Raw genomic sequence first — 20831 nt, forward strand, 5'->3', positions numbered from 1 at the left:
TCCCAGGCAGCAAGCAGCCGCCTTGCATGCACCGCTACTCTGGTGTGCACCACCTCAGAACGGAGAGTGCTCCGCCGATGGGACCGAAGACGACCAAGGTCTACGAGACGCTTCACGCACGACTCGCGGCAGGCGAGTATGCGCCCGGCGACAAGCTCCCTTCAGAACGCACCCTCGCGGAAGAACTCGGCATCGGCCGGACGGCTCTACGGCAGGTTCTCGCCCGTCTCGTCTCTGAAGGGCAGTTGGAGGTGCGGGGACGGAGTTCGTACCGGGTGCCGGGCGCGGTGAGCGTTCAGCGTCCGGAAGGGCTGGAACCCTGGCGTATCCACGGCGAGCGCGACGTGTACGACAACCGATGGGTCAGACTCCAGCTCTGGGACGTGGAGCCCCCGGGGGTGAAGCGGTTTGAACACCACGTCGTGAGGCTCCACCACGTGGCGGTCACGGCCGTCATTGATGATCAGGACCGCGTTCTGATGATGTGGCGATACCGCTTCGTTCCGCAGCAATTCGGCTGGGAACTCCCCGGCGGCATCGTCGACCAGGGGGAAGACCCGGCGGACACGGCGCTACGGGAGACCGTCGAAGAGACGGGATGGCGGCCCAAGACGCTGGAACACGTTGTGAGCTATCAGCCCATGGTCGGCATGGTCGACTCGCCACACGAGATCTTCGTAGCGCACGGCGCTGAGAAGGTTGGCGAGCCGACCGACCTGGAAGAGGCCGGCCACATCGAGTGGGTACCACTGGCGGACATTCCCGGGCTCATGGCCCGCGGTGAGCTGCTGGGCTCAGGAACTCTGGTCGCTCTGCTCCACATCCTGGCGACTCGACGCACCCAGGGACTCACAACCGCGCACTGAGCTGGTCGACGCGGCGGCGCTGCCGGACCGAACCGGTCCGGCTCGCCAACAGTCGGGCCTGCCGCAGGTGCTTACTGGCGTCGTCGTACTCGGCTCGCGTGAGGTGCGCTTGTGCCAGGTCGGCATGCAGTCCGGCCCGGGCGCGCACAAAGGTCGGGTCCATCACGTCCAGCGCGCTGTAGAGGCTTGTGACTGCCGACGACTCCCCCAGTAGAGCGAGCACGTTGCCCTGCCACCGGGCGAGATGGGCGCCGTTCAGGAAGATGCTTAGCATGTCCGGGTCCCGGTCCTCCAAGCCCGGCGGGATGACGGCCATGGCCGCGTCCAGCGCGCGTCGGCAGTCGTCCGGCATCCCGGCATGGGCACACATCTCCGCTTCTGCGGCGTACAGCCATGCGCGCAGCCGGGCGGAACCGGATTGGCCGACGGTGCGCTGGGCGTCCCGCACCAGGTCAACCGCGAGCGCCGGTCGCCCCGCCTCACAGAGGACGTAAGCCTGCTCGCCCATCGCATGCGCCAGGTACATGGGCTCTTCGGCGTCGCGCGCCGCGCGCTTGGCAAGTTCGTAGTGCCGCCACGCGCGCTCAACGGCCCCCGCGTCGATTGCCTGCCACGCCGCGAGAGTTGAAGCGCCGGCGAGGGCGAGCGCCACGGGTCGACGCGTGGCGGGCAACACTGCGAAGTTGAGTGCGTCTTCCAGAGCAGCAAGGTGCCCACTCATCTGATCGACCAGGGCCGCAGCGCCCCTCTGCCGATCCATGGTGCGCAGTAGCTCGGTCTGGTCGTTGAACGTCTTCACCATGGACTCACTGACGTTGCTGGCCGAGTCGATACGGCTCAGCAGGTCGTCGTAACCGTCTGCGAACGGTGCTGCCGGCGCTGGTGCGGCGTCCCGCAGCTCCCCGTCCGTGACTCCGAGGAGCTGTCGCAGGACACGCGCGTACCGGTCAGAGATGGTGCGCTTGCCGTTCTCCCACTCGGACACGTAGACGCGCAAACTCGCGGTCGACGCAACGTCCGTGAGGTTCCGTCGGGCGAACTGCTCGATCTCCCGAACCAGTCGTTCCTGCGACCACCCACGCGCCGACCGCGCGCTTCGAAGTCCCGTACTCACGGGCCACCTCCCGGCGTTGGCTCCCTCGCACCACCTTGCCAGCATGACGCACGTTGCCGCAGGTCAACAGGGGTTAACAGGACGGATGTTAAGCCCTGTTGGCTACCGCCGACCCTGCCTCCAGAGGTCTTCTGGAGATGCACCGCGGCGGTCACATCGCCACTCGATTCAGCGAACCACCTTGACACTGGTGCGCACCAGATGCACTCTACTGGTGCGCACCAGATTGGGGCTGGTCCTGAAATCACGGTGTGCGAGGCAGCGCCCGGACGCACGGCCCGGAGGACGCGCTGTGGAGAACTCAACAGAGTGCCGACCCAGCCGCATGAACACGTGCGGTCGATGGGTGCGGGTCACCATCCCGACCGCCCATGTCGGGCCGGGTGACCCGCCCGGATCCGCCCCGTCGGGGCGGTGACTGGCATTGCGTGATCTGAAATCCGCAGAACCTTCTGCGGCACCTGCCGCGCTTCGAACCTCAGCCTTTCCGCCGTGCTGGTCGCGGCGGCCGGTTGCCTCCGCTACTCGTCTCGCACGAGCAGCGCTGAGGGGAGCCGGAACCGACTCCAACGGCAAGCGGCTCCCGGGGGGGCATCCCGGGAGCCGCGTTCGGGCCGTTCCTCGCTGGAAGGAACCATGACCCATGAACCACATCGTCACTGTTCAGGACGTTGTTACCGCGTTCGAGCCGTGGATGGAACCCACGGACGCTGAGCTGGACGCGATCGAGCAGGAGATGCCCGTCATCCTGGCGGACGTCGACCTGTTGGACGCGCACATCGTCACCCTCGACCGCACGCCGACCGAGGTCGACGCGCGCCGTATCCGCCGGGCCCGCCGCCGTGCGCTGGCCGCCCGCGTCGCGCTGGTCAACCGCGCGGCCGGCACGAGCGTGCCGGGGGGTGCAGCCTGATGGCCCGCTTCGACCTCACCGAGTACGACCGCTGCACCCTCGAGGCCGCCCGCCGCGCGCTGGCGGCTGCGGAGAGCGTGAACCTGCTGGACGGCAGCGCCATGGCCCGCATGATCGGCCGCCTTGAGGTCGCCGTGGAGCGGCTGATCGAGATGGTCGACGAAACCCCCGGCGGGAACGTCCTCCGGTGCCCGGCCGCGCACCCGGAGGACCCGACGCCGTGCGGTGGCCCGGTCGTCGTGACCATCATCGACGCGGAGAACGCGGGGGCGGACGGATGCGAGCACCACGCCGCCCGCATGCTGGCCTCGATCACCGGCGCTCGCCCGGTCGCCAAGCCGGACGCCCCCGCCGGGGTGGCCGTGCGCATCTTCCGCGCCGCGCACCACACCCACCCCTTCCCGTGGCTGGCGGGCCGGTCATGAACCTTCACCGCAAGGGCCGCGCCGCCCTCGTGCTCGCCCTGGTCGCCGTGGTCGGCATGGCGTTCCGTGTCTCGTGGAACGCGCTTCGGGACATCGCCGGCGCCGTCGGCGCCGACGACACGGCAGCGATGCTGTATCCGTTCGTGGTCGACGGCCTCATGGCCCTCGCCCTCATCGCCACCCTGGTCCTGGCCGACCGCGACCGCACGTTCGCCCTGCGGGTCCTGGGCGCCTACACGGTCGCTTCCCTGGTCCTCAACTACGTGCACGGTCTGGTCCCGGAGCTGCACGGCCGCACGGTCGACTGGGGGCGACTGGCCGACTGGGACCCGGCGAACTGGGCCCTGGTCCTGCTCGCCACGTCGCTGCCGGTCGGGTCGATCTACTTCGGTTCCGACCTCGTGGCCAAGGTGCTGCACCACCGCCCCAACCCGATTCCCACCGTTACCGCAAAGGCGGAGGAATCTACCGAGATCAACAGGAAACGGTCTACGGCTGACCTGCCCGTATCGACCTCGGGGCCGATCACCCCGAACGCGGTGGCACTGCCCCGGCCGGTGGCCGTCGGTTTCCTCAAGTCGACGCTCCCGACCAAGCCGCTCCCACAGGTCGACCCCGCTCCCGTCGCGTCGATCGAGCGGCGTGCGGTGTCGGCGGAGTCGACCCGTCCGCGCCGTGCCACGGGCCGTGTCCCGGCGGTGGCGAAGTCGACCCGACCGAAGCGCACGCCGGAACAGTTGCTCGCCGAAGCACGGCAGGCGACGGCCGACTGGCCGGACGCGAAGGTGACCGGCGAGGGCATCCGCCGCGCCATCCGCACGTCTCCGGCGAACGCCCGCTCACTGCGGGACACGATCCTCGCCGAGCGGGCCGCAGGAGCGGCGGCATGAGCGGACTGCGGATCGGTTCGCTCTGCTCCGGTTACGGCGGCCTGGACATGGCCGTCCAGGCCGTGTTCGGCGGCTCAGTGGCCTGGGTCGCGGACAACGACGCCGGAGCCTCCCGCATCCTCGCCCACCACCACCCGCAGGTGCCGAACCTGGGCGACATCACCTCCGCCCCCTGGGACGAGGTGGAACCGGTCGACATCGTGACGGGCGGCTACCCCTGCCAGCCGTTCAGCTCCGCCGGCAAGAGGAAGGGAATCGCTGATGAGCGGCACATCTGGCCCGACATCGCCCGTGCCCTTGGGGTTCTACGACCCCGACTCGCGGTGTTTGAGAACGTCGCAGGGCACCTTTCTCTCGGATTCGACACCGTGCTTGGAGACCTTGCCGCCCTCGGGTTCGATGCGCGGTGGTGCACTCTTCGCGCATCTGACGTGGGAGCGGCTCACCAGCGCAAACGCCTCTTCGTCCTCGCCTGGCCTGCCGACTCCGGCAGCACGGGACTTCAAGGGCGGCGGGCAGCGCGGGCAGCTTCCGACCGCCGTCGGCTCGCTCCTGCCGACCCCGTCGACCTCCGAGAACACCGGAGCCGGACACGCGGCCCAGGGCGGGATGAACCTGCGCCACGTCGTCTCCCTGCTGCCCACCCCGCGCGCGTCGGAGAACGAGAACCGGCAAACCAAACGCAGCCCCTCGCAGGAAGCCGGGACGCACGGCAGGAGCCTGGCCGCCGAGATGGGCTCGCTTCTGCCGACCCCGCGGGCCACGGACGGCGCGAAGGGCGCGGTCTCGCGTACGGAAGCGACGGACCGGCGAGTGCAGTCGGGCAGGGCCAATTTGCCCGAGACGGCGCTGAGCGCGTTCCCGACGGTCCCGCCGAGTGGGGCGAGTACGCCGAAGCGGTCGCGCGGTGGGAGGCGGTCCTCCAGCGCCCCGCCCCCGGGCCAGTTGACGCTGTGGGACGGCTGAGCCCCGCTTTCGTCGAATGGCTCATGGGCCTGCCCGCCGGGCACGTCACCGCCGTCCCCGGCCTGTCCCGCTCCGCACAGCTCAAGGCGCTGGGCAACGGCGTGGTCCCGCAACAGGCCACGGCCGCGCTCCGCTTCCTCGCCCCCGCCGCCCTTTCCGCCCGTACGGCCGCCTGACCATCCCGAGCCTTCGAGGAGTAGCCAACCGATGCGCAACGCCGACATCCGTCGCCTGGACCGCGCGATCCAGGCGACACAGAAGAAGCTCGAAGCGGTCCGCCGGGGCGAGTGGTGGCCGTTGAACGGCAGTGAGCGCCGGGCCATGGCCCGCTCGCTGGCCGTCGGCGGCTACAAGGTCGCCCGGGGCCGCAGCGCGGGCCGCGAGGAACAACGCATGGACGCCACCGGCAACAGTGCCGAGATCCGGCTGAACGCGGAGCTGACCGCCCTGCACGGCGAGCGGCAGCGCCTCCTCACCGAGTCCGCCCGCGCCAAGGCCGCCAAGAAGTCGTCCGGCTGGTTCTGACCAGCCGTTTCCGTACCGGGGTGGCCGCTCTTTCCACGGACCCGGCCACCCCGGCTCACTCCCTTACTCCCGCCCCCGTTGGGGGCAGTCAGGAGCAGTTCCAGCATGTCTGAGAACGTCGTTCACCTCCACAAGCCCACCGACCCGCCGACCGGCGACACGGCGCCGACGGTGCTCACGGTCGTGCCCGACGCGCCCCCGGCGCGGCCCGTGCCGCTGTGGGTCCGCTCCGGCCGCGTCGTGAAGTCGGCCGTCACGCACGAGACGACCCGGGCAACGGTCCGCGCGGCGGCCCGGCACGGTCTCTACACCTTCAACGGGGGCCGGATCGTGGCCCGCCGGGCGTGGGACGGCCGCACCGGGTCCCGGTACGAGCGGATGATCCGGGCGGCGGAAGCTGCGGGGAACCTCGAAGCGGCCGAGGAGTGGGAGGAGCGGTTGCAGCGCTTCCGCGCAGCCCGCCACCACCGCCGCATGGACCTGCTGCACTCCCCGGTCGAGGCCGCCAAGGGAGTGGCCGTCGGCGCCGGGATGAGCATCGGTGTCCTGGTCGCCCTCGGCGTCGTCATGGCCCTCAACACCGGCCACGTCGGCGACGTCATCACGCCGCTGTCGGCGACCATCGACTTCATCGCGCTGCTGATGCGGATCGTGCAGGTTGTGTGGGGTCCGGCGCTCACGATCGGCCCCTTCCTGGCCCTGCTCGCCCTGTGGTCGGTGGGCCGCAAGCAGCACGCCGCTCCCGCCTGGGCCCTCCCAGCGAACGTCCGCAACACCGAAGGGGAGCCGATCACCCCGTCCATCGTGGTCAAGGCCCTGCGCGACCTCGGAGTCCCGGCCCTGGCGCGTGCCATCAAGGAGATGGGCGACGCCGGCGCCTCGATGCTCGGACCGATCCGGATTGCCGGATGCGGTGTCGAGGTCGACGTGACCCTTCCCTCCGGGGTGGCCACGAACGAGGTGCAGGCCAAGCGGCGCAAGCTCGCGGAGAACCTGACCCGGCACGAACACGAGGTGTTCATCACCATCCCCCAGGCGGCCCGCACGGTGCGGCTGTGGGTCGCCGACTCCGGCGCGCTGGACGAGCCGATCGGCCCGTCCCCGCTGGTCACCGACGACACGATGACCGCCGACTACACCAAGGGCAAGGCCCCGTGGGGCCAGGACCTGCGCGGCGACGCCGCCGCCCTGTCCCTCTACCAGCGCCACCTGCTCATCACGGGTCTGTCGAACCAGGGCAAGACCGTGGCTCTGCGCTCCCTGGCCCTGTGGCTGTCCCTGGACAAGTCCGTGCAGTTCCTCATGGGCGACCTCAAGGGCGCGGGCGACTGGAACATGTTCGACGGCCTCGCCACAACCCTGATCCAGGGTCCGACGGATGAGCACGTCATCCAGGTGACCGAGATGGTGGAAGGCGCGGTCGACGAGATGAACCGGCGTCTCCAGGCGCCGCCCGGCACGGTGTTCCCGCCGCTGATCGTGCTGGTCGACGAAGCACAGGTCGCGTTCATGTGCCCCGCCAAGGGCACCGGCAAGGACAAGCGACCCTACGGCGGGGCCAAGGCCGATTCCCGGTACTTCATGGCCGTGCGCAAGATTCACAACCAGGGCCGGGCCGTGAACGTGCTGATGTGGCAGGGCACGCAGGACCCGACCAACGAGAACCTCCCCAAGCTCGTGCGCGAGGGTGCCCACACCCGCGCCTCCCTCGCCCTCGGCACGGAGTCCCAGGCCCGCATGGCCCTCGGGGACAAGGCCGTTGATGGCGGGGCGGCGCCGAACCTGCTGCGTCCGGGCCTGGACCGGGGAACCCTGGTCGTCGCCTCCGACGGCATCACCATCCCGGCGGGACAGTCGTCTATCACGGTCCGCACGCACTACATCGACGACGACGCCGCCAAGGCCATCACCGACCGGGCCAAGGCCCTGCGCGACGGCGTCACCACCCTGCACGCCATCGACCGGAGCGCAGAGCACGACCCGCTCGCCGACATCGCCGCCGTCGTCGGCGATGCTCCGCGGGTGCGGACCAAGGACGTGCTGGCGCGGCTCGCCGCGCGCAACGGCGACGCGTACGGCGACTGGTCGTTCCTCGACCTCAAGCGCGTCCTCGACGACGCCGACGCCGGGCCGTACAAGTCCGACGGCGTGATGGTCGTCTCCCGTGACCGGGTGGCGCGCGCCCTCGCCAACCGCGACGGGGAAGGTTCCGCTTCCGCCGAGTGACGGCAGGGAGCGAACGACCAGCGGGGCAGGGAGGCAGGGAGAACTCCCTGACCGCCTCCCTGCCCCGCCTCCCTGGCTCTGACCTGCGCGAATGATCGTTCAGGGAGCCAGGGAGGCGTGCAGGTCAGACCCTCGAAACACCCCTCTGCAGAGCACTCCGAAGGGGGTGTCTCTGCCTCCCTGGCCATCGACCGGAAGGGATTCCGCATGTACCCCGAACAGGCTCCACACGTGCCCGCACAGCGGGCCGTGGAAGTCCACCAGCCCACCCCGCTCCCGCCGGCCGTGCCAGTGACGGCGCCGGTCATTCCGGGGCAGCCGAACGCCGTTCCGGCGGTGGCGAGCATCATCCTGCCGGACGGCCGCGTCGTCACCGGCTACGCCATCAACCCCGCCCACCCCGAGCCGGCCGCCGCCAAACCGGCCGTCTCGCGGACGGCGGTGAACGTCGCCCTGGGAGGCGTCGGGTTCCTCGCGCTGTGCGGCGGGCTGCTCCTACTCACCTCGTTCATCGCCGCACTCACCGCGTTCATCACCCAGCTCATCATCCTGGCCGCCGTGATCTTCGGCGGATGGATCGCCGTGCAGCTCTTCAGCACGCGCGGCCACCAAAGCGGCACCACCGTGAACATCCGCAAGGCCGTGATCAAGCGCAACCACTTCCACGGCTAGCTACGCCAAGGGCGGCCCCCACCTTCCGCCAAGAACGCGGGGCCGCCCTTGCTCGCCAGAACCCGTCAAGGACTGGAGACACCCAGCATGACGCAACCCACGCTCTACCCGCAGCACACGGCACTGAGTCTCGCAGCGTCCGGCGTGCCCGTGCTGCCCCTGCGCCGGGGCAAGGTCCCGTTCGGCAACTGCACGGCGTGCGCCGACAACGCGTGCGGCGGACGGCCGAACATGAAGACCCCGGGCCCGTGCCGGTGCCCGGCCCCGTGCCACGGGTGGGCCGCCGCCACCACCGACCCCGCGGTCATCGTCTCCCTTGAGTGGGCGGCAGCATGGCGGCAGGCGGTGTGCGTCGCCTACCACCCCGGCGGCGCCGGACTGACCGTCGTCGACCTCGACGACGCCGACGCCATCGCCTGGGCCCGCACCGCCCTGCCCGCCACCCGGACCGTGCCGACGACCCGCGGTGAACACTGGGTCTACCGGGGCGCCATGACCTCACACAACGGGGTCCGGCCCGGCGTGGACATCAAGTCCACCATGGCCTACGCCCGTTGGCTCGGACCGGGCACCGGCGCCATCGCCGCTCTCCCGGACGCTGTCCGCGCCTTGGCAGTAAAGGAGCCGTCCCCCGCCCCCAGGGCGTCACAGACGCTCCCAGGGCCTCTGAGGGGCGGACGGGGGGAATGCCCCCATCGCACGCCCGTCTTCCTGGAACGGGGCGTCGCCATGGCGGAGCAGCGCATCACGGAGGCGTCCAGCGCGGTGCACGCCACCGTGTACCGGACGTTCCTCGCGGTGCTGTCCATGCACGGCCGGTGCGGCTGCCTCACCGACACCCACGTCGCCCGGCTGTTCACCGCCGCGCAGAGCAAGGGCGAGACGGCCCGGCACTGCACGGACGCGTGGACCAACGCCCGCACCACGTTGGGACTGTGACATGTCCGAGGACGAGAAGACTCCCGCACGCGAGATCATCACCGACTACGCCCAATCCAACTTCCGGTACTTCCGCACCGCCGACGGCACCGTCTACGCGCAGCGCAATGGCCACCCCGTGGCCCGCCCGATCCGCTCCCAGGGCACCACCGGAAGCCACCGCCAGGAACTCATGGTCGGCCTCTTCCGCGATGGGCACGGCGTCTTCAACGGCACCGCCCTCAAAGAGGCTCTCGACCTGATCGAGGCCCTTGCCCTGACCGAGGACGTACAGCCCGTGCACATCCGTGTTGCCCCGGGATTCGACGGCGCGACGTGGCTCGACCTGGGACGGGCCGACGGGCAGTCGGTCCGTATTCACCCCACCGGGTGGGACATCGCCGTGCCGGACCCGCGTGAGGTGTGCTGGCGGCGCACGCAGCTCACGGGGGAATTGCCGCTGCCGGTCAAGGACACCGACGGCAAGGGCATCGATCTCCTGCTGAGGCTGTGCAACTTCGCCAACGCCGAGACGGAGTGCCTGGCCATCGCGTGGCTGATCGGCTGTCTCGGGCCATCCGTGCCCGTCCCGGCCCCGTTCCTCACCGGACCGCAGGGCGCCGGCAAGTCCACCGGCGGCCGCATGCTCATCCGGATCATCGAGGGCATGACCGGAGACCTGCGCCGGGCCCCCAAGGATGAAGAGAACCTGATCGCGGCCGTGGCCGCCGGATGGGTCACCGCCTTGGACAACCTCTCCCACATGACCCCGGACCTCTCGGACGCCATGTGCTGCATCGTCACCGGCGCCGAGAACGTCAAGCGCGCGCTCTTCACCGACGGCGACGTGTTCCGCGCCCGCTACCGCCGCCCCCTGCTCCTGACCGGCATCGACGTAGGGGTCATCCGGCCCGACCTCGCCGAACGCCTCCTGCCGCTCCGCCTGGAACGGCCAAAGGTCCGGCGCACGGAGGATGAGCTGTGGACGGAGTACGCGGAAGTGCTGCCCGTGGTCCTCGGGTCGCTCCTGGACCTGACCGTGAAGGTTCGGGCGGCTGAGGCGGAGACCCCGACCGATCTGCGGATGGCCGACTTCGCGCACCTGTGCGCGCAGCTCGACACCGCGACCGGTCTCGGGGCGCTGGCCGCGTACCGGGCCAGCCTGGACGACCTGAACGACGACGTGATCGAGGGCGACCTGTTGGCACAGACCGTCCTCCGCCATACCGCCGACCTCGAACCGGGCGCACAGCAGCGGATGACCTCCACGGAGTGGCTGCACTGCCTCAGCCAGCTCTACACCGGCGAGGACTTCCGCCCCCTGCCCAAAGGGTGGCCGACCACCGGCAAAGTCCTCTCCGACCGTCTCAAGCGTCTCCAGCCCACCCTGGCCGCCCGGGGCGTCTTCATCGACTCGGGCCGCACCAGGGAAGGCCGTTACATCGAGATGACCCACTCGCCGGTCACGGCCCCGCACGAACAGCAGGCGTTCTGACCGCACTGCACGACCGCACAAGCAAGAGGAGCACCACCGCCCCGGCGTGCTCCTCTTGCTGTTCGGCGGCAGCGCCGCCCTGCACTGGACGTGCCGCGAAGCGGCTCCCTCTTCAAGCCCTGAGCCGCACCGCACAACCACAGACACCCCCCTCCTTTTTCCTAAGTGGGGGGACGCTGCGTCACAGCGTCACACGATCATGAAATCTGTCTCGCGACCTGCCTATTCGGGCGTGACGCAGACGGCCTCTCTCTGCGTCACGCCGCGTCACCTGCGTCACGCGTGACGAACAGCCTGTGTCACAGGTGACGCACTCCCGGCGTCCTGCGTCACCCGAAAACCGCAGCTCAGACGGCATGAGTGACGCACGTGACGTGGTGACGCAGAAATCCGCACCTAGGACACACACGCCCCAAGGCCAGCCGACCCGAGGAGTAGCAACGATGGCCCGCCCCCAGATGCTCAAGCTCCCTGAAGTCCTCACCGAGATCGGCATGAGCCGCGCCGCCTTCTACCGCATGCGCGCCCGTGGGCAGGCGCCGCGCCTCGTGAAGCTGCCCAACGGTCACCTGCGGGTCCGTCGCACCGACCTGGACGACTGGCTCAGCCGCCTGGACTCCCCCGCCTACTGATCGCACCGACTGACCAACCCACCCACGGGGCCCGGCTCATGCCGGGCCCCGGTCGCAGGAAGGCCCCCGATGGGGAAGACGTACGACGTTCGTATTTGGTCCGTCCGTCAGCGGAAGGACCGTGGCCAGAGCTCCGCAGAGCTGCGCTGGAAGACGGGCGAGACTCCGCACTCTCAGACCTTCCGGACCAAGACGCTGGCAGAGGGCCGCCGCGCCGAGCTGCTGCGGGCGGCTCACGCTGGCGAGCCGTTCGACGAGTCCACCGGGGTGCCGGTCTCCGAGCTGCGGAAGCGCAACGACGTGAGTTGGTATCAGCACGCCCGCGAGTACATCGAGATGAAGTGGCAGCACTCCCCCGGTTCGACGCGCCGGACGCTCGCGGAAGCCATGGCCACGGTGACGCCGGCGCTTGTCACGAACACCAAGGGAATGGCCGACGCCACGACTGTGCGGACGGCTCTCTATAGCTGGGCGTTCAACATGAGCCGCCGTGACCAGGAACTCCCGGACGATGTGGCCGCCGTGCTGGCGTGGTTCGAGCGGAAGTCGCTGCCCACCTCCGCGCTGGCCGACCGGATGCACGTGCGCGCGGCTCTGGACGCCCTGACCAAGAAGCTGGACGGTGCCACGGCGTCCGCGTCGACCATCCGGCGGAAGCGGGCCATCTTCCACAACGCACTCGGCTACGCCGTCGACGCCGGCCGTCTGACGGACAACCCCCTGCCTCAGGTGCAGTGGAAAGCTCCGGAGCAGGTAGCCGAAGAACTGGACCCCGCCTCAGTGCCAGACCCCCGGCAGGCTCTCGCGCTGCTCGATGCCGTGCGCACGCAGAGCCCCCGCGGGCGGCGCCTGGTCGCGTTCTTCGGCTGCATGTACTACGCGGCGGCACGGCCGGCGGAAGTCATCGGCCTCCGTCGCCAGGACTGCGACCTGCCACGGCGAGGATGGGGCACTCTGCAACTCCGAGAGACCCGCCCGCGCTCGGGGTCGGCCTGGACGGACAGCGGTGAGGCACACGACCGGCGAGGGCTCAAGCACCGGCCCCGGAAGGCAGTCCGCACGGTGCCGATCCCGCCCGATCTCGTGAGCCTGCTCCGGTGGCACGTCACTGCGTACGGCGTCGCCCCAGACGGGCGGCTGTTCCGGACGCAGCGCGGCGGGCTCATCCAGGACACCGGATACGGCGAGGTATGGGCGGAAGCCCGCGCGCGTGCTCTCACGCCCGCTCAGTGCGCGTCGCCGCTCGCCAAGCGTCCATATGATCTTCGCCACGCGGCCGTTTCCACCTGGCTCAGTTCGGGAGTGGAGCCGCAGGAAGTAGCCGCGCGCGCCGGCCACAGTGTGGCCGTGCTGTTCCGGGTGTACGCGAAGTGCCTGGACGGCGGTGCAGCCACAGCGAACGCCCGGATCGAGCGGGCACTGAGGAGCGGCAACTAGGGGGCCGACACTGCCCCACGCCTGCCCCACACGGACTGGTCAGCACCCGAATCAGGGTGAGACACACTGGGAAAAAGTACCCATAACGATCAGGTCAGGCCCGTCAACGACGAAAGGGTCTGTGACCAGCATTGCTGCTGGTCACAGACCCTTTCGGTCGTGTGGCGGCGCCAGGATTCGAACCTGGGAAGGCTGAGCCGGCAGATTTACAGTCTGCTCCCTTTGGCCGCTCGGGCACACCGCCGGGGTTCGTTGCTCTTCGCACCGTCTTGCGGCGGTGCTCCGTGGCAACGACGTAAACAATACCCGATAGGGAGGGGTGCTTCGCCACCCGATTGATCTCCACCCCGGACGCGGGGGGTGGCTAGGCTTGTCCGGATGCGGCCGAGAACCCCTGCCGGGCTCGGCGGCCGCCCACGTATGCCGGTACGGACCCGACACGCACCCAGATGCAAGGAGCCACAGGACATGGCCGACTCCAGTTTCGACATCGTCTCGAAGGTCGAGCGGCAGGAGGTCGACAACGCCCTCAACCAGGCCGCCAAGGAGATCTCCCAGCGCTACGACTTCAAGGGCGTGGGCGCCTCGATCTCGTGGTCCGGGGACAAGATCCTCATGGAGGCCAACTCCGAGGACCGGGTGAACGCCGTCCTCGACGTCTTCCAGTCCAAGCTGATCAAGCGCGGCATTTCGCTGAAGGCCCTGGACGCGGGCGAGCCCCAGCTCTCCGGCAAGGAGTACAAGATCTTCGCGTCGATCGAGGAGGGCATCTCCCAGGAGAACGCGAAGAAGGTGGCGAAGATCATCCGCGACGAGGGTCCCAAGGGCGTGAAGGCCCAGGTGCAGGGCGACGAGCTGCGGGTCAGCTCCAAGAGCCGTGACGACCTGCAGACCGTGATCGCGCTGCTCAAGGGCAAGGACTTCGACTTCGCGCTGCAGTTCGTGAACTACCGCTGACCTGCCGGATGCCCATGGCGTCCGGTTGGGCCGGCCGCGTGCGGCAGTCGTGCACGACCAGGGGTGGGCGCTCTCGGGTGCCCACCCTTTCCGCTGCCCGTCCGGTCCGGGCGCGCTCAGTCGCGCGAGTTGCCGAACAGGATCCGGTAGGCGATCAGCAGGACCAGCGAGCCGCCGATCGCCGCCGCCCAGGTGGCGCCGTCGTAGAAGTCCTTGCTGATCGGGTGGTCCAGCCAGCGGGCCGATATCCAGCCGCCGATGAACGCGCCCGCGATGCCGATGACGGTGGTGCCGATGAGGCCGCCCGGATCGCGGCCCGGCAGCAGGACCTTGGCTACGGCTCCGGCCAACAGTCCCAGGATGATCCAGCTGACGACGGTCATGCCGTGGCCCTGCCCTTCCTCGCTGTGCCCGCGCTGTCCGAGCGCTGGGGGCTCGTACCTCCGGGTGTGTTCACTTCTTCTTGGCGGGGAGGACGTTCCGGCCCCGCCCGGTGGTTGCGTCGGTCAGTAGGGTGCGGCCCATGACACCTGCGGGTTCGGAGCTGCGGCGCACCCTGGGCGTGGGCGACGCGGTGGTCGTGGGGCTCGGTTCCATGATCGGTGCCGGGATCTTCGCCGCCCTGGCGCCCGCGGCGCACGCCGCCGGGTCGGGGCTGCTGACCGCCCTCGCCGTGGCCGCCGTGGTGGCCTACTGCAACGCCACGTCGTCGGCACGGCTGGCCGCCCGGTACCCGGCCTCGGGCGGCACGTACGTCTACGGACGTGAGCGGCTCGGGGAGTTCTGGGGATATCTGGCCGGCTGGTCGTTCGTCGTCGGCAAGACGGCGTCCTGCGCCGCCATGGCGCTCACCGTGGGCGCGTACGTCTGGCCCGGGCAGACGCACGCGGTGGCGGTCGCGGCCGTGGTGGCGCTGACCGCGGTGAACTACGGCGGCGTGCGGAAGTCGGCCTGGGTGACGCGGGTGATCGTGGCGGTGGTCCTGGCGGTCCTCGCTTCCGTGGTGGTGGTGTGCCTGGGGTCGGGGCGGTCCGACGCCGGACGGCTGGACGTCGGACTGTCGGGCGGTGCCGGAGGAGTGCTGCAGGCGGCCGGGCTGCTGTTCTTCGCCTTCGCGGGGTACGCGCGGATCGCGACCCTCGGCGAGGAGGTACGGGATCCGGCGCGCACCGTTCCCCGCGCCATTCCGTTGGCTCTGGGCATCACGCTGGCCGTGTACGGGGGTGTCGCGGTGGCTGTCCTTTCCGTGCTGGGTCCGGCGGGTCTCGGCGGGGCGACCGCGCCGCTGGCCGACGCGGTCCGGGCGGCCGGCGTGCCGGAACTGGCGCCGGTCGTGCGGGCGGGTGCCGCCGTCGCCGCGCTGGGCTCGCTGCTCGCGCTGATCCTGGGTGTGTCGCGGACGGCCCTGGCCATGGCCCGGGACCGTCACCTGCCCGCGGCGCTGACCGCGGTGCATCCGCGGTACCGGGTGCCACACCGGGCGGAGCTGGCCGTGGGTGCCACGGTCGCGGTCCTGGCCGCCACGGTGGACGTGCGGGGCGCGATCGGGTTCTCCTCCTTCGGCGTACTGGTGTACTACGCGGTGGCCAACGCGTCGGCCTGGACGCTGGGCTCGGCCACGACGGCGCGGGCGCGGATCGTGCCGGCGCTGGGGCTGGCCGGATGCGTGGTGCTGGCGTTCTCCCTTCCGGTGGTTTCGGTGATCGTGGGGGTGGGGGTGCTGGCCGTGGGCGTGGTGGCGTACGCGGTGCGGGGGTGGCCGGCTCCGCGGTAGGTCGCCGCCGGAGGGCCGTTCTTCCCGGCGGCTCGGCGCGGCGGCCGGTCGGAGGGCGCACGTGCGTGCCTCTGACGGCCGGAGGGACACGGGCGCGGGCACCTCGACGGGGGTGGATTCGCCCTGTCGACCGGTGCGGGGAGGGAAGTCCCGTTCCGTGGGTGGGTGGTGCGGGGCTGGGTCGGCAACTGCTCGGTCTCGGTCACGGGTTCATGATGCGAGCCGCCGCCGGTCGTCGCACGGGCCTGTGGACAACCTGGCGGCTGTGGAGGAACGGCGGCCTCTCCCGGCAGCTTCCGGACCTACCAACCGGTCCGCGAGGTGCCGTCGGTGGCCGTGAACGGCTTGTCCGTGCGCACGATCTCGCGTCCCAGCGGGAGCAGCGAGACCGGGATCAGCTTGAAGTTGGCGATGCCCAGCGGGATGCCGATGATCGTGACGCACAGCGCGATGCCGGTGACGATGTGACCGATGGCCAGCCACCAGCCGGCGAGGACGAGCCACAGCACGTTGCCGATGCAGGAGGGCGCTCCCGCGTCGCGGCGCTCGATCGCCGTGTACCCGAAGGGCCACAGGGCGTAGACGCCGATGCGGAACGCCGCGATGCCGAATGGGATGCCGATGATCGTGACGCAGAGCAGCAGGCCCGCCGCCAAGTACCCGAGGAACAGCCAGAAGCCGCTGAGGACGAGCCATATGACATTGAGGATGGTCTTCACAGCCGACGACCTGCCATCTTCTCTAGTCGGGCGATCCGCTCCGCCATCGGCGGGTGGGTGGAGAACATCTTCGACAGCCCCTGTCCCGGGCGGAACGGGTTGGCGATCATCATGTGGCTGGCCGTCTCGAGCCGGGGCTCCGGCGGCAGCGGCAGCTGCTTCGTACCGGCGTCGAGCTTGCGCAGCGCCCCCGCGAGGGCCAACGGGTCGCCGGTGAGCTGGGCGCCGGACGCGTCGGCCTCGTACTCCCTCGAACGGCTGATCGCCAGTTGGATGAGGCCGGCCGCGAGCGGGCCGAGGAGCATGACGAGCAGCATGCCCAGGAGGCCGGGGCCGTCGTCGTCGTTCGACCGGCCGACCGGGATCAGCCAGGCGAAGTTGACCAGGAACATGATCACGGAGGCCAGGGCCCCGGCGACCGAGGAGATCAGGATGTCGCGGTTGTAGACGTGACTGAGCTCGTGCCCGATGACGCCGCGCAGCTCGCGCTCGTCGAGCAGGCGCAGGATGCCCTCGGTGCAGCACACCGCGGCGTTGCGCGGATTACGGCCGGTCGCGAAGGCGTTCGGGGCCTCCGTCGGGGAGATGTACAGGCGCGGCATGGGCTGGCGGGCCTGCGTGGAGAGGTCCCGGACCATGCGGTACAGCGCCGGGGCCTCGAACTCGCTGACCGGGCGTGCGCGCATCGCGCGCAGGGCCAGTTTGTCGCTGTTCCAGTAGGCGTACGCGTTCGTACCCAGGGCGACGAGGACGGCGACGACGAGACCCGCTCGGCCGAAGAAGCTGCCGATGACGATGATGAGCGCGGACAGTCCCCCGAGGAGTACTGCGGTTCTGAGCCCGTTGTGCCGGCGGTGCACGGTACGCCCTCCAAGTCGTGCAGCAGGGGAACCCTTTGCTTGCTTGTCTCGCTCGCTGTGGTTGCTTCCTGTCTTCGACGCCCCTGGTGTCGTGATGTCACGTCCAGTGGACCCTTCCGTACTGGTCAACGCCAGGCGACGGCCGCCAGTTCCCCGGCGGGCGCGGCTGCGCGCGTGGTCCGTCCGGGTGACGGCCCGGCATGCGGCACGCGCGCGTGGGGGGCCGAGTGCCCCACGCGCGCGTGCCGATGCGCGGCGGCTCGGGGGGCCCGGTCCGGAGGAGGCCGGTTCAGAAGAGCCCGGTGTCGGCGAAGCGGAGGATCAGCTGGGGTGCTCCGGACAGGGCGACGGCGACGAGGGCGGTCGCGGTGATCGCGGCCGTGAGCGGGGCCGGGAGGCGGTGCCGTACGGTCTCGCCCTCGGGCGCGCGGAACAGCAGTGCCGTCCACTGGAGGTAGTAGAAGAGCGCGATGACGACGTTGGCGGCCATGACGACGGCCAGCCAGCCGAGGCCCGCGTCGACGGCCGCGGAGAAGACGGTGACCTTGGCGAAGAGGCCGATGACGCCGGGCGGCAGTCCGGCGAGGCAGAGCAGGAAGAACGCCTGGAGCAGGGCGGTCAGCGGATGGGAGGCGTACAGGCCGCGGTAGTCGGCGACGCGGTTGAGCGCCCTCGTACGGCCCACCAGTGCGACCACCGCGAAGGCGCCGAGGTTCACGGCGGCGTACATGAGGGCGTAGGCGACGGTGGAGCCGATCGGCCGTTCGGGGTCGTCGGAGTATCCGGCGGCGGCGATCGGCACCAGGAGGTAGCCGGCCTGGCCGACGGACGACCAGGCGAGCAGGCGTACCGCGCTGTACGCGCGCGTGGTCCGCTGGCGCAGGGCTCCGACGTTGCCGACGGTCATGGTGAGCGCGGCCAGCACGGCGAGGGCCGGCGCCCAGGCGTCGGCGTACGACGGGAGGGCGACGACGGTGACGAGGATCAGGCCGGAGAAGCCGACCGCCTTGCCGACGACGGACAGGTAGGCGGCGATCGGAAGGGGTGCGCCCACGTAGGTGTCGGGCACCCAGAAGTGGAAGGGCACGGCGGCCGTCTTGAAGGCGAAGCCGACGAGGGTGAGGACGACGCCGGTCTGGGTGAGCGTGGTGAGCTGCCCGTCGACGTGCTGGACGCGTCCGGCCACCTGGGTGAGGTACAGGGTTCCGGTGGAGGCGTACACGAAGCTGACGCCCATGAGGCTGACCGCGGTCGCGGTGACCGAGGACAGGAAGAACTTCAGGGCGGCCTCGGAGGAGCGCCGGTCGCCGTGCCGCAGGCCGACCAGGGCGAAGGCGGGCAGGGAGGCGACCTCCAGGGCGACGACGAGGGTCGCGAGGTCGCGGGAGGCGGGCAGCAGGGCCGCGCCGGCGGCGGAGGAGAGCAGCAGGAACCAGTACTCGCCCTCGGGCAGCCCCCGGTCGGCGTCCTTCAGCGCGGTGACCGACAGGAGGGCGGCCAGGAGGGCGCCGCCGAGGACGAGGAGCTGGATGGCGAGGGTGAAGGTGTCCGCGGTGTAGCTGCACACGTCGGCGTCGCCGGTGAGGCAGAAGGTGGAGCGGTCGTCGCCCACGAGGGGCAGCAGCAGGAGCGCGGAGGCGGCGAGTCCGGCGACCGCGACCCAGCCGAGCAGTGCCTTGCGGGCGTCCGCGACGAACAGGTCGGCGACGAGGACGACGAGACCGACGACCGCCGCGAGGGTGGGCGGTGCGATGGCGAGCCAGTCGACGGACTGGACGAGGTTCTGGGCCAGGGGCTCGGCCAGGGAGCTCATCGGGTGCCTCCTGAGAGGAGCTGCTGCACGGCCGGGTCGGTCAGCCCGAGCAGGATCTTGGGCCACAGCCCGGCGACGACGGTGAGGACGACGAGCGGGGTCCAGGCGGCGAACTCGTACGTGCGTACGTCGGTGAGCTTCGGGGACTCCTGCGGGACGGCGCCCATGCAGACGCGGCGGACCACGATCAGCATGTACGCGGCGGTCAGCAGGGTGCCGAAGGCGGCGATCGCCATGAAGGTGAGGAAGGCGGGGCGGCTGAGGCCGTCGTGGGGGTCGAAGGCGCCGAACAGGGCGAGCATCTCGCCCCAGAACCCGGCCAGGCCCGGCAGGCCGAGCGAGGCGACCGCGGCGAAGGCGAGCAGACCGCCCAGGCGGGGCGCCCTGCCGTACAGGGCGGCGCCGGTCCGGAGCCGGTCCGGTGCGGCGGCGCCGCTCGTCGAGGGGTGGTGGTCGGGCGACGGGAGGGAGAGGGTGTCGAGGTCGGTGGTGCCGGTGCGGTCCTTCAGGGCGCCGACCACGAAGAAGAGCAGGCCGGTGATGAGGCCGTGGGCGATGTTGGCGAACAGGGCGCCGTTGACGCCGGTCGGGGTCATGGTGGCCATGCCGAGCAGGACGAAGCCCATGTGGCCGACGGAGGAGTAGGCGATGAGGCGCTTGAGGTCGCCCTTCGCGCCCCGCCTGGCGAGGGCCAGGCAGGCCAGGGAGCCGTAGATGATGCCGACGACGGCGAAGGCGGCGAGGTAGGGGGCGAAGGTGCGGAAGCCGTCGGGGGCGACCGGGAGGAGGATCCGGACGAACCCGTACGTGCCCATCTTCAGCAGGACGCCGGCCAGCAGGACCGAGCCGACGGTCGGCGCGGCGGTGTGGGCGTCGGGCAGCCAGCTGTGCAGCGGCCACATCGGCGTCTTCACCGCGAGCCCGATCCCGATCGCCAGTACGGCGATGACCTGCACGGACGTGGTCAGCGACCGGCCGTTGTCAGTGGCGAGTGCCACCATGTCGAACGTGCCCGCCCTGATTCCGATCAGGAGCAGGCCGAGCAGCATGACGACGGAGCCGAGCAGCGTGTAGAGGATGAACTTCCAGGCGGCCTGGGCCCGTCCCTCGCCGCCCCAGCGGGCGATGAGGAAGTACATCGGGACGAGGACCGTCTCGAAGGCGAGGAAGAACAGGATCAGGTCGAGGACGGCGAAGGTGGCGAGGGTGCCGGACTCGAGGACGAGCAGCAGTGCGACGAAGGCCTTCGGGCTCGGGCCCGTGGGCGGCTTGACGTACGAGTAGAGCGCGCACAGGAAGGTCAGCAGCGCGGTCAGGACCAGCAGGGGGAGGGAGATGCCGTCGATGCCGAGGTGGATGCGCACGTCGAGTGCGGGGATCCAGCTGATGTCCGTGCCGGCCTGCATCTTCGACGGGTGGTCGTGGTCGAAGCCGAGCACGAGGACGATCGCGGCGAGGAGGACGGCGCCGGTCACGGTCACGCCGTGCCTCAGGACCGCCTGCTCGGGCGACTTCCCCTTCAGCCCGGGCGGGGCCGGCAGGAGAGCCGCGGCGGCGCCGAGGAGCGGGCCGACGACGACGAACGCCAGAAGGAACTGCATCACGGACTCGTTGATATCGATCACGCCT

20 protein-coding genes, 1 tRNA gene and 1 pseudogene are annotated in these 20831 nt (G+C 70.4%); 15 read left to right on the forward strand and 7 right to left on the reverse strand.

The genetic code is table 11. The features are described 5' to 3' along the window. The first annotated feature begins 77 nt into the window (after positions 1–77). The gene (locus tag JHAT_RS05065) at positions 78–866 is read left to right on the forward strand and encodes an NUDIX domain-containing protein (protein WP_077796803.1); all 789 of its coding nucleotides are present in this window, start codon (positions 78–80) and stop codon (positions 864–866) included. Here JHAT_RS05065 and JHAT_RS05070 read toward each other — a convergent pair. Continuing rightward, entirely contained in the window at positions 850–1980 is a 1131-nt protein-coding gene (locus JHAT_RS05070; protein WP_171990749.1) for a helix-turn-helix transcriptional regulator, read from the reverse strand. The two genes, JHAT_RS05065 and JHAT_RS05070, sit on opposite strands and share 17 nt — an antisense overlap. A gap of 643 nt (positions 1981–2623) precedes the next feature. On the opposite strand from JHAT_RS05070, the gene JHAT_RS05075 reads away from it, so the two are divergent. The 12 genes and pseudogenes from JHAT_RS05075 (at position 2624) to JHAT_RS05125 (ending at position 13079) form a co-directional block, all read left to right on the forward strand. Beyond that, positions 2624–2893 carry a DUF6284 family protein gene (locus JHAT_RS05075; protein WP_077796804.1) on the forward strand — a complete coding sequence of 90 codons (270 nt, stop codon included), beginning with the start codon at positions 2624–2626 and terminating at the stop codon, positions 2891–2893. Continuing rightward, on the forward strand, positions 2893–3318 hold the full coding sequence (locus tag JHAT_RS05080; RefSeq protein ID WP_077796805.1) for a hypothetical protein: 426 nt from the start codon (positions 2893–2895) through the stop codon (positions 3316–3318). The genes JHAT_RS05075 and JHAT_RS05080 overlap by 1 nt, the downstream gene beginning before the upstream one ends. Continuing rightward, positions 3315–4208, forward strand: coding sequence for a DUF2637 domain-containing protein (locus JHAT_RS05085; RefSeq protein ID WP_077796806.1), 894 nt, complete (start codon positions 3315–3317; stop codon positions 4206–4208). Before JHAT_RS05080 ends, JHAT_RS05085 begins: the two co-directional genes overlap by 4 nt. A 47-nt stretch (positions 4209–4255) precedes the next feature. After that, positions 4256–4633, forward strand: a pseudogene (locus tag JHAT_RS35135) (DNA cytosine methyltransferase); the annotation flags it as partial. A gap of 528 nt (positions 4634–5161) precedes the next feature. Continuing rightward, positions 5162–5350: a hypothetical protein gene (locus JHAT_RS35140; protein WP_253195400.1), complete on the forward strand. Its 189-nt coding sequence runs from the start codon at positions 5162–5164 to the stop codon at positions 5348–5350. 31 nt (positions 5351–5381) lie between these two features. Further along, a complete protein-coding gene (locus JHAT_RS05095; RefSeq protein ID WP_077796808.1) occupies positions 5382–5699 on the forward strand; it encodes a hypothetical protein in 318 nt (105 codons plus the stop codon). A gap of 105 nt (positions 5700–5804) precedes the next feature. Then, positions 5805–7925: an FtsK/SpoIIIE domain-containing protein gene (locus JHAT_RS05100; protein ID WP_077796809.1), complete on the forward strand. Its 2121-nt coding sequence runs from the start codon at positions 5805–5807 to the stop codon at positions 7923–7925. Between the two features lie 207 nt (positions 7926–8132). Beyond that, entirely contained in the window at positions 8133–8597 is a 465-nt protein-coding gene (locus tag JHAT_RS05105) for a hypothetical protein (RefSeq protein WP_077796810.1), read from the forward strand. An 87-nt stretch (positions 8598–8684) separates the two neighbouring features. Beyond that, a complete protein-coding gene (locus tag JHAT_RS05110; protein ID WP_077796811.1) occupies positions 8685–9536 on the forward strand; it encodes a bifunctional DNA primase/polymerase in 852 nt (283 codons plus the stop codon). Position 9537: 1 nt separating this feature from the next. Beyond that, positions 9538–11010, forward strand: a complete 1473-nt coding sequence (locus JHAT_RS05115; protein WP_077796812.1) for an ATP-binding protein — start codon at positions 9538–9540, stop codon at positions 11008–11010. Between the two features lie 443 nt (positions 11011–11453). Beyond that, the gene (locus JHAT_RS05120) at positions 11454–11642 is read left to right on the forward strand and encodes an AlpA family transcriptional regulator (RefSeq protein WP_077796813.1); all 189 of its coding nucleotides are present in this window, start codon (positions 11454–11456) and stop codon (positions 11640–11642) included. Positions 11643–11711: 69 nt separating this feature from the next. Beyond that, positions 11712–13079, forward strand: coding sequence for a tyrosine-type recombinase/integrase (locus JHAT_RS05125; protein WP_077796814.1), 1368 nt, complete (start codon positions 11712–11714; stop codon positions 13077–13079). Positions 13080–13241: 162 nt separating this feature from the next. Here JHAT_RS05125 and JHAT_RS05130 read toward each other — a convergent pair. Then, positions 13242–13323 (reverse strand) — tRNA-Tyr (locus tag JHAT_RS05130). A 224-nt stretch (positions 13324–13547) separates the two neighbouring features. Here JHAT_RS05130 and JHAT_RS05135 point away from each other — a divergent pair. Continuing rightward, positions 13548–14036, forward strand: a complete 489-nt coding sequence (locus JHAT_RS05135) for a YajQ family cyclic di-GMP-binding protein (protein WP_077796815.1) — start codon at positions 13548–13550, stop codon at positions 14034–14036. Positions 14037–14152: 116 nt separating this feature from the next. On the opposite strand, the gene JHAT_RS05140 is transcribed toward JHAT_RS05135, so the two are convergent. Then, on the reverse strand, positions 14153–14419 hold the full coding sequence (locus tag JHAT_RS05140) for a GlsB/YeaQ/YmgE family stress response membrane protein (protein ID WP_077796816.1): 267 nt from the start codon (positions 14417–14419) through the stop codon (positions 14153–14155). Positions 14420–14559: 140 nt separating this feature from the next. Here JHAT_RS05140 and JHAT_RS05145 point away from each other — a divergent pair, with 140 nt between their 5' ends. Beyond that, positions 14560–15810, forward strand: coding sequence for an APC family permease (locus tag JHAT_RS05145; protein WP_077796817.1), 1251 nt, complete (start codon positions 14560–14562; stop codon positions 15808–15810). A gap of 302 nt (positions 15811–16112) precedes the next feature. On the opposite strand, the gene JHAT_RS05150 is transcribed toward JHAT_RS05145, so the two are convergent. From JHAT_RS05150 to JHAT_RS05165, 4 genes are all read right to left on the reverse strand, one after another. Next, entirely contained in the window at positions 16113–16529 is a 417-nt protein-coding gene (locus JHAT_RS05150) for a YccF domain-containing protein (protein WP_077796818.1), read from the reverse strand. Beyond that, the gene (gene htpX / locus JHAT_RS05155; RefSeq protein ID WP_077796819.1) at positions 16526–17389 is read right to left on the reverse strand and encodes a zinc metalloprotease HtpX; all 864 of its coding nucleotides are present in this window, start codon (positions 17387–17389) and stop codon (positions 16526–16528) included. The genes JHAT_RS05150 and htpX overlap by 4 nt, the downstream gene beginning before the upstream one ends. A gap of 289 nt (positions 17390–17678) precedes the next feature. Continuing rightward, on the reverse strand, positions 17679–19202 hold the full coding sequence (locus tag JHAT_RS05160; protein ID WP_077796820.1) for an NADH-quinone oxidoreductase subunit N: 1524 nt from the start codon (positions 19200–19202) through the stop codon (positions 17679–17681). Then, positions 19199–20827, reverse strand: a complete 1629-nt coding sequence (locus JHAT_RS05165) for a NuoM family protein (protein ID WP_077796821.1) — start codon at positions 20825–20827, stop codon at positions 19199–19201. Before JHAT_RS05165 ends, JHAT_RS05160 begins: the two co-directional genes overlap by 4 nt. Positions 20828–20831: the final 4 nt, after the last annotated feature.

Origin of the sequence: Streptomyces sp. JHA26 (assembly GCF_002005565.1) — a bacterium.
Classification (GTDB): domain Bacteria; phylum Actinomycetota; class Actinomycetes; order Streptomycetales; family Streptomycetaceae; genus Streptomyces.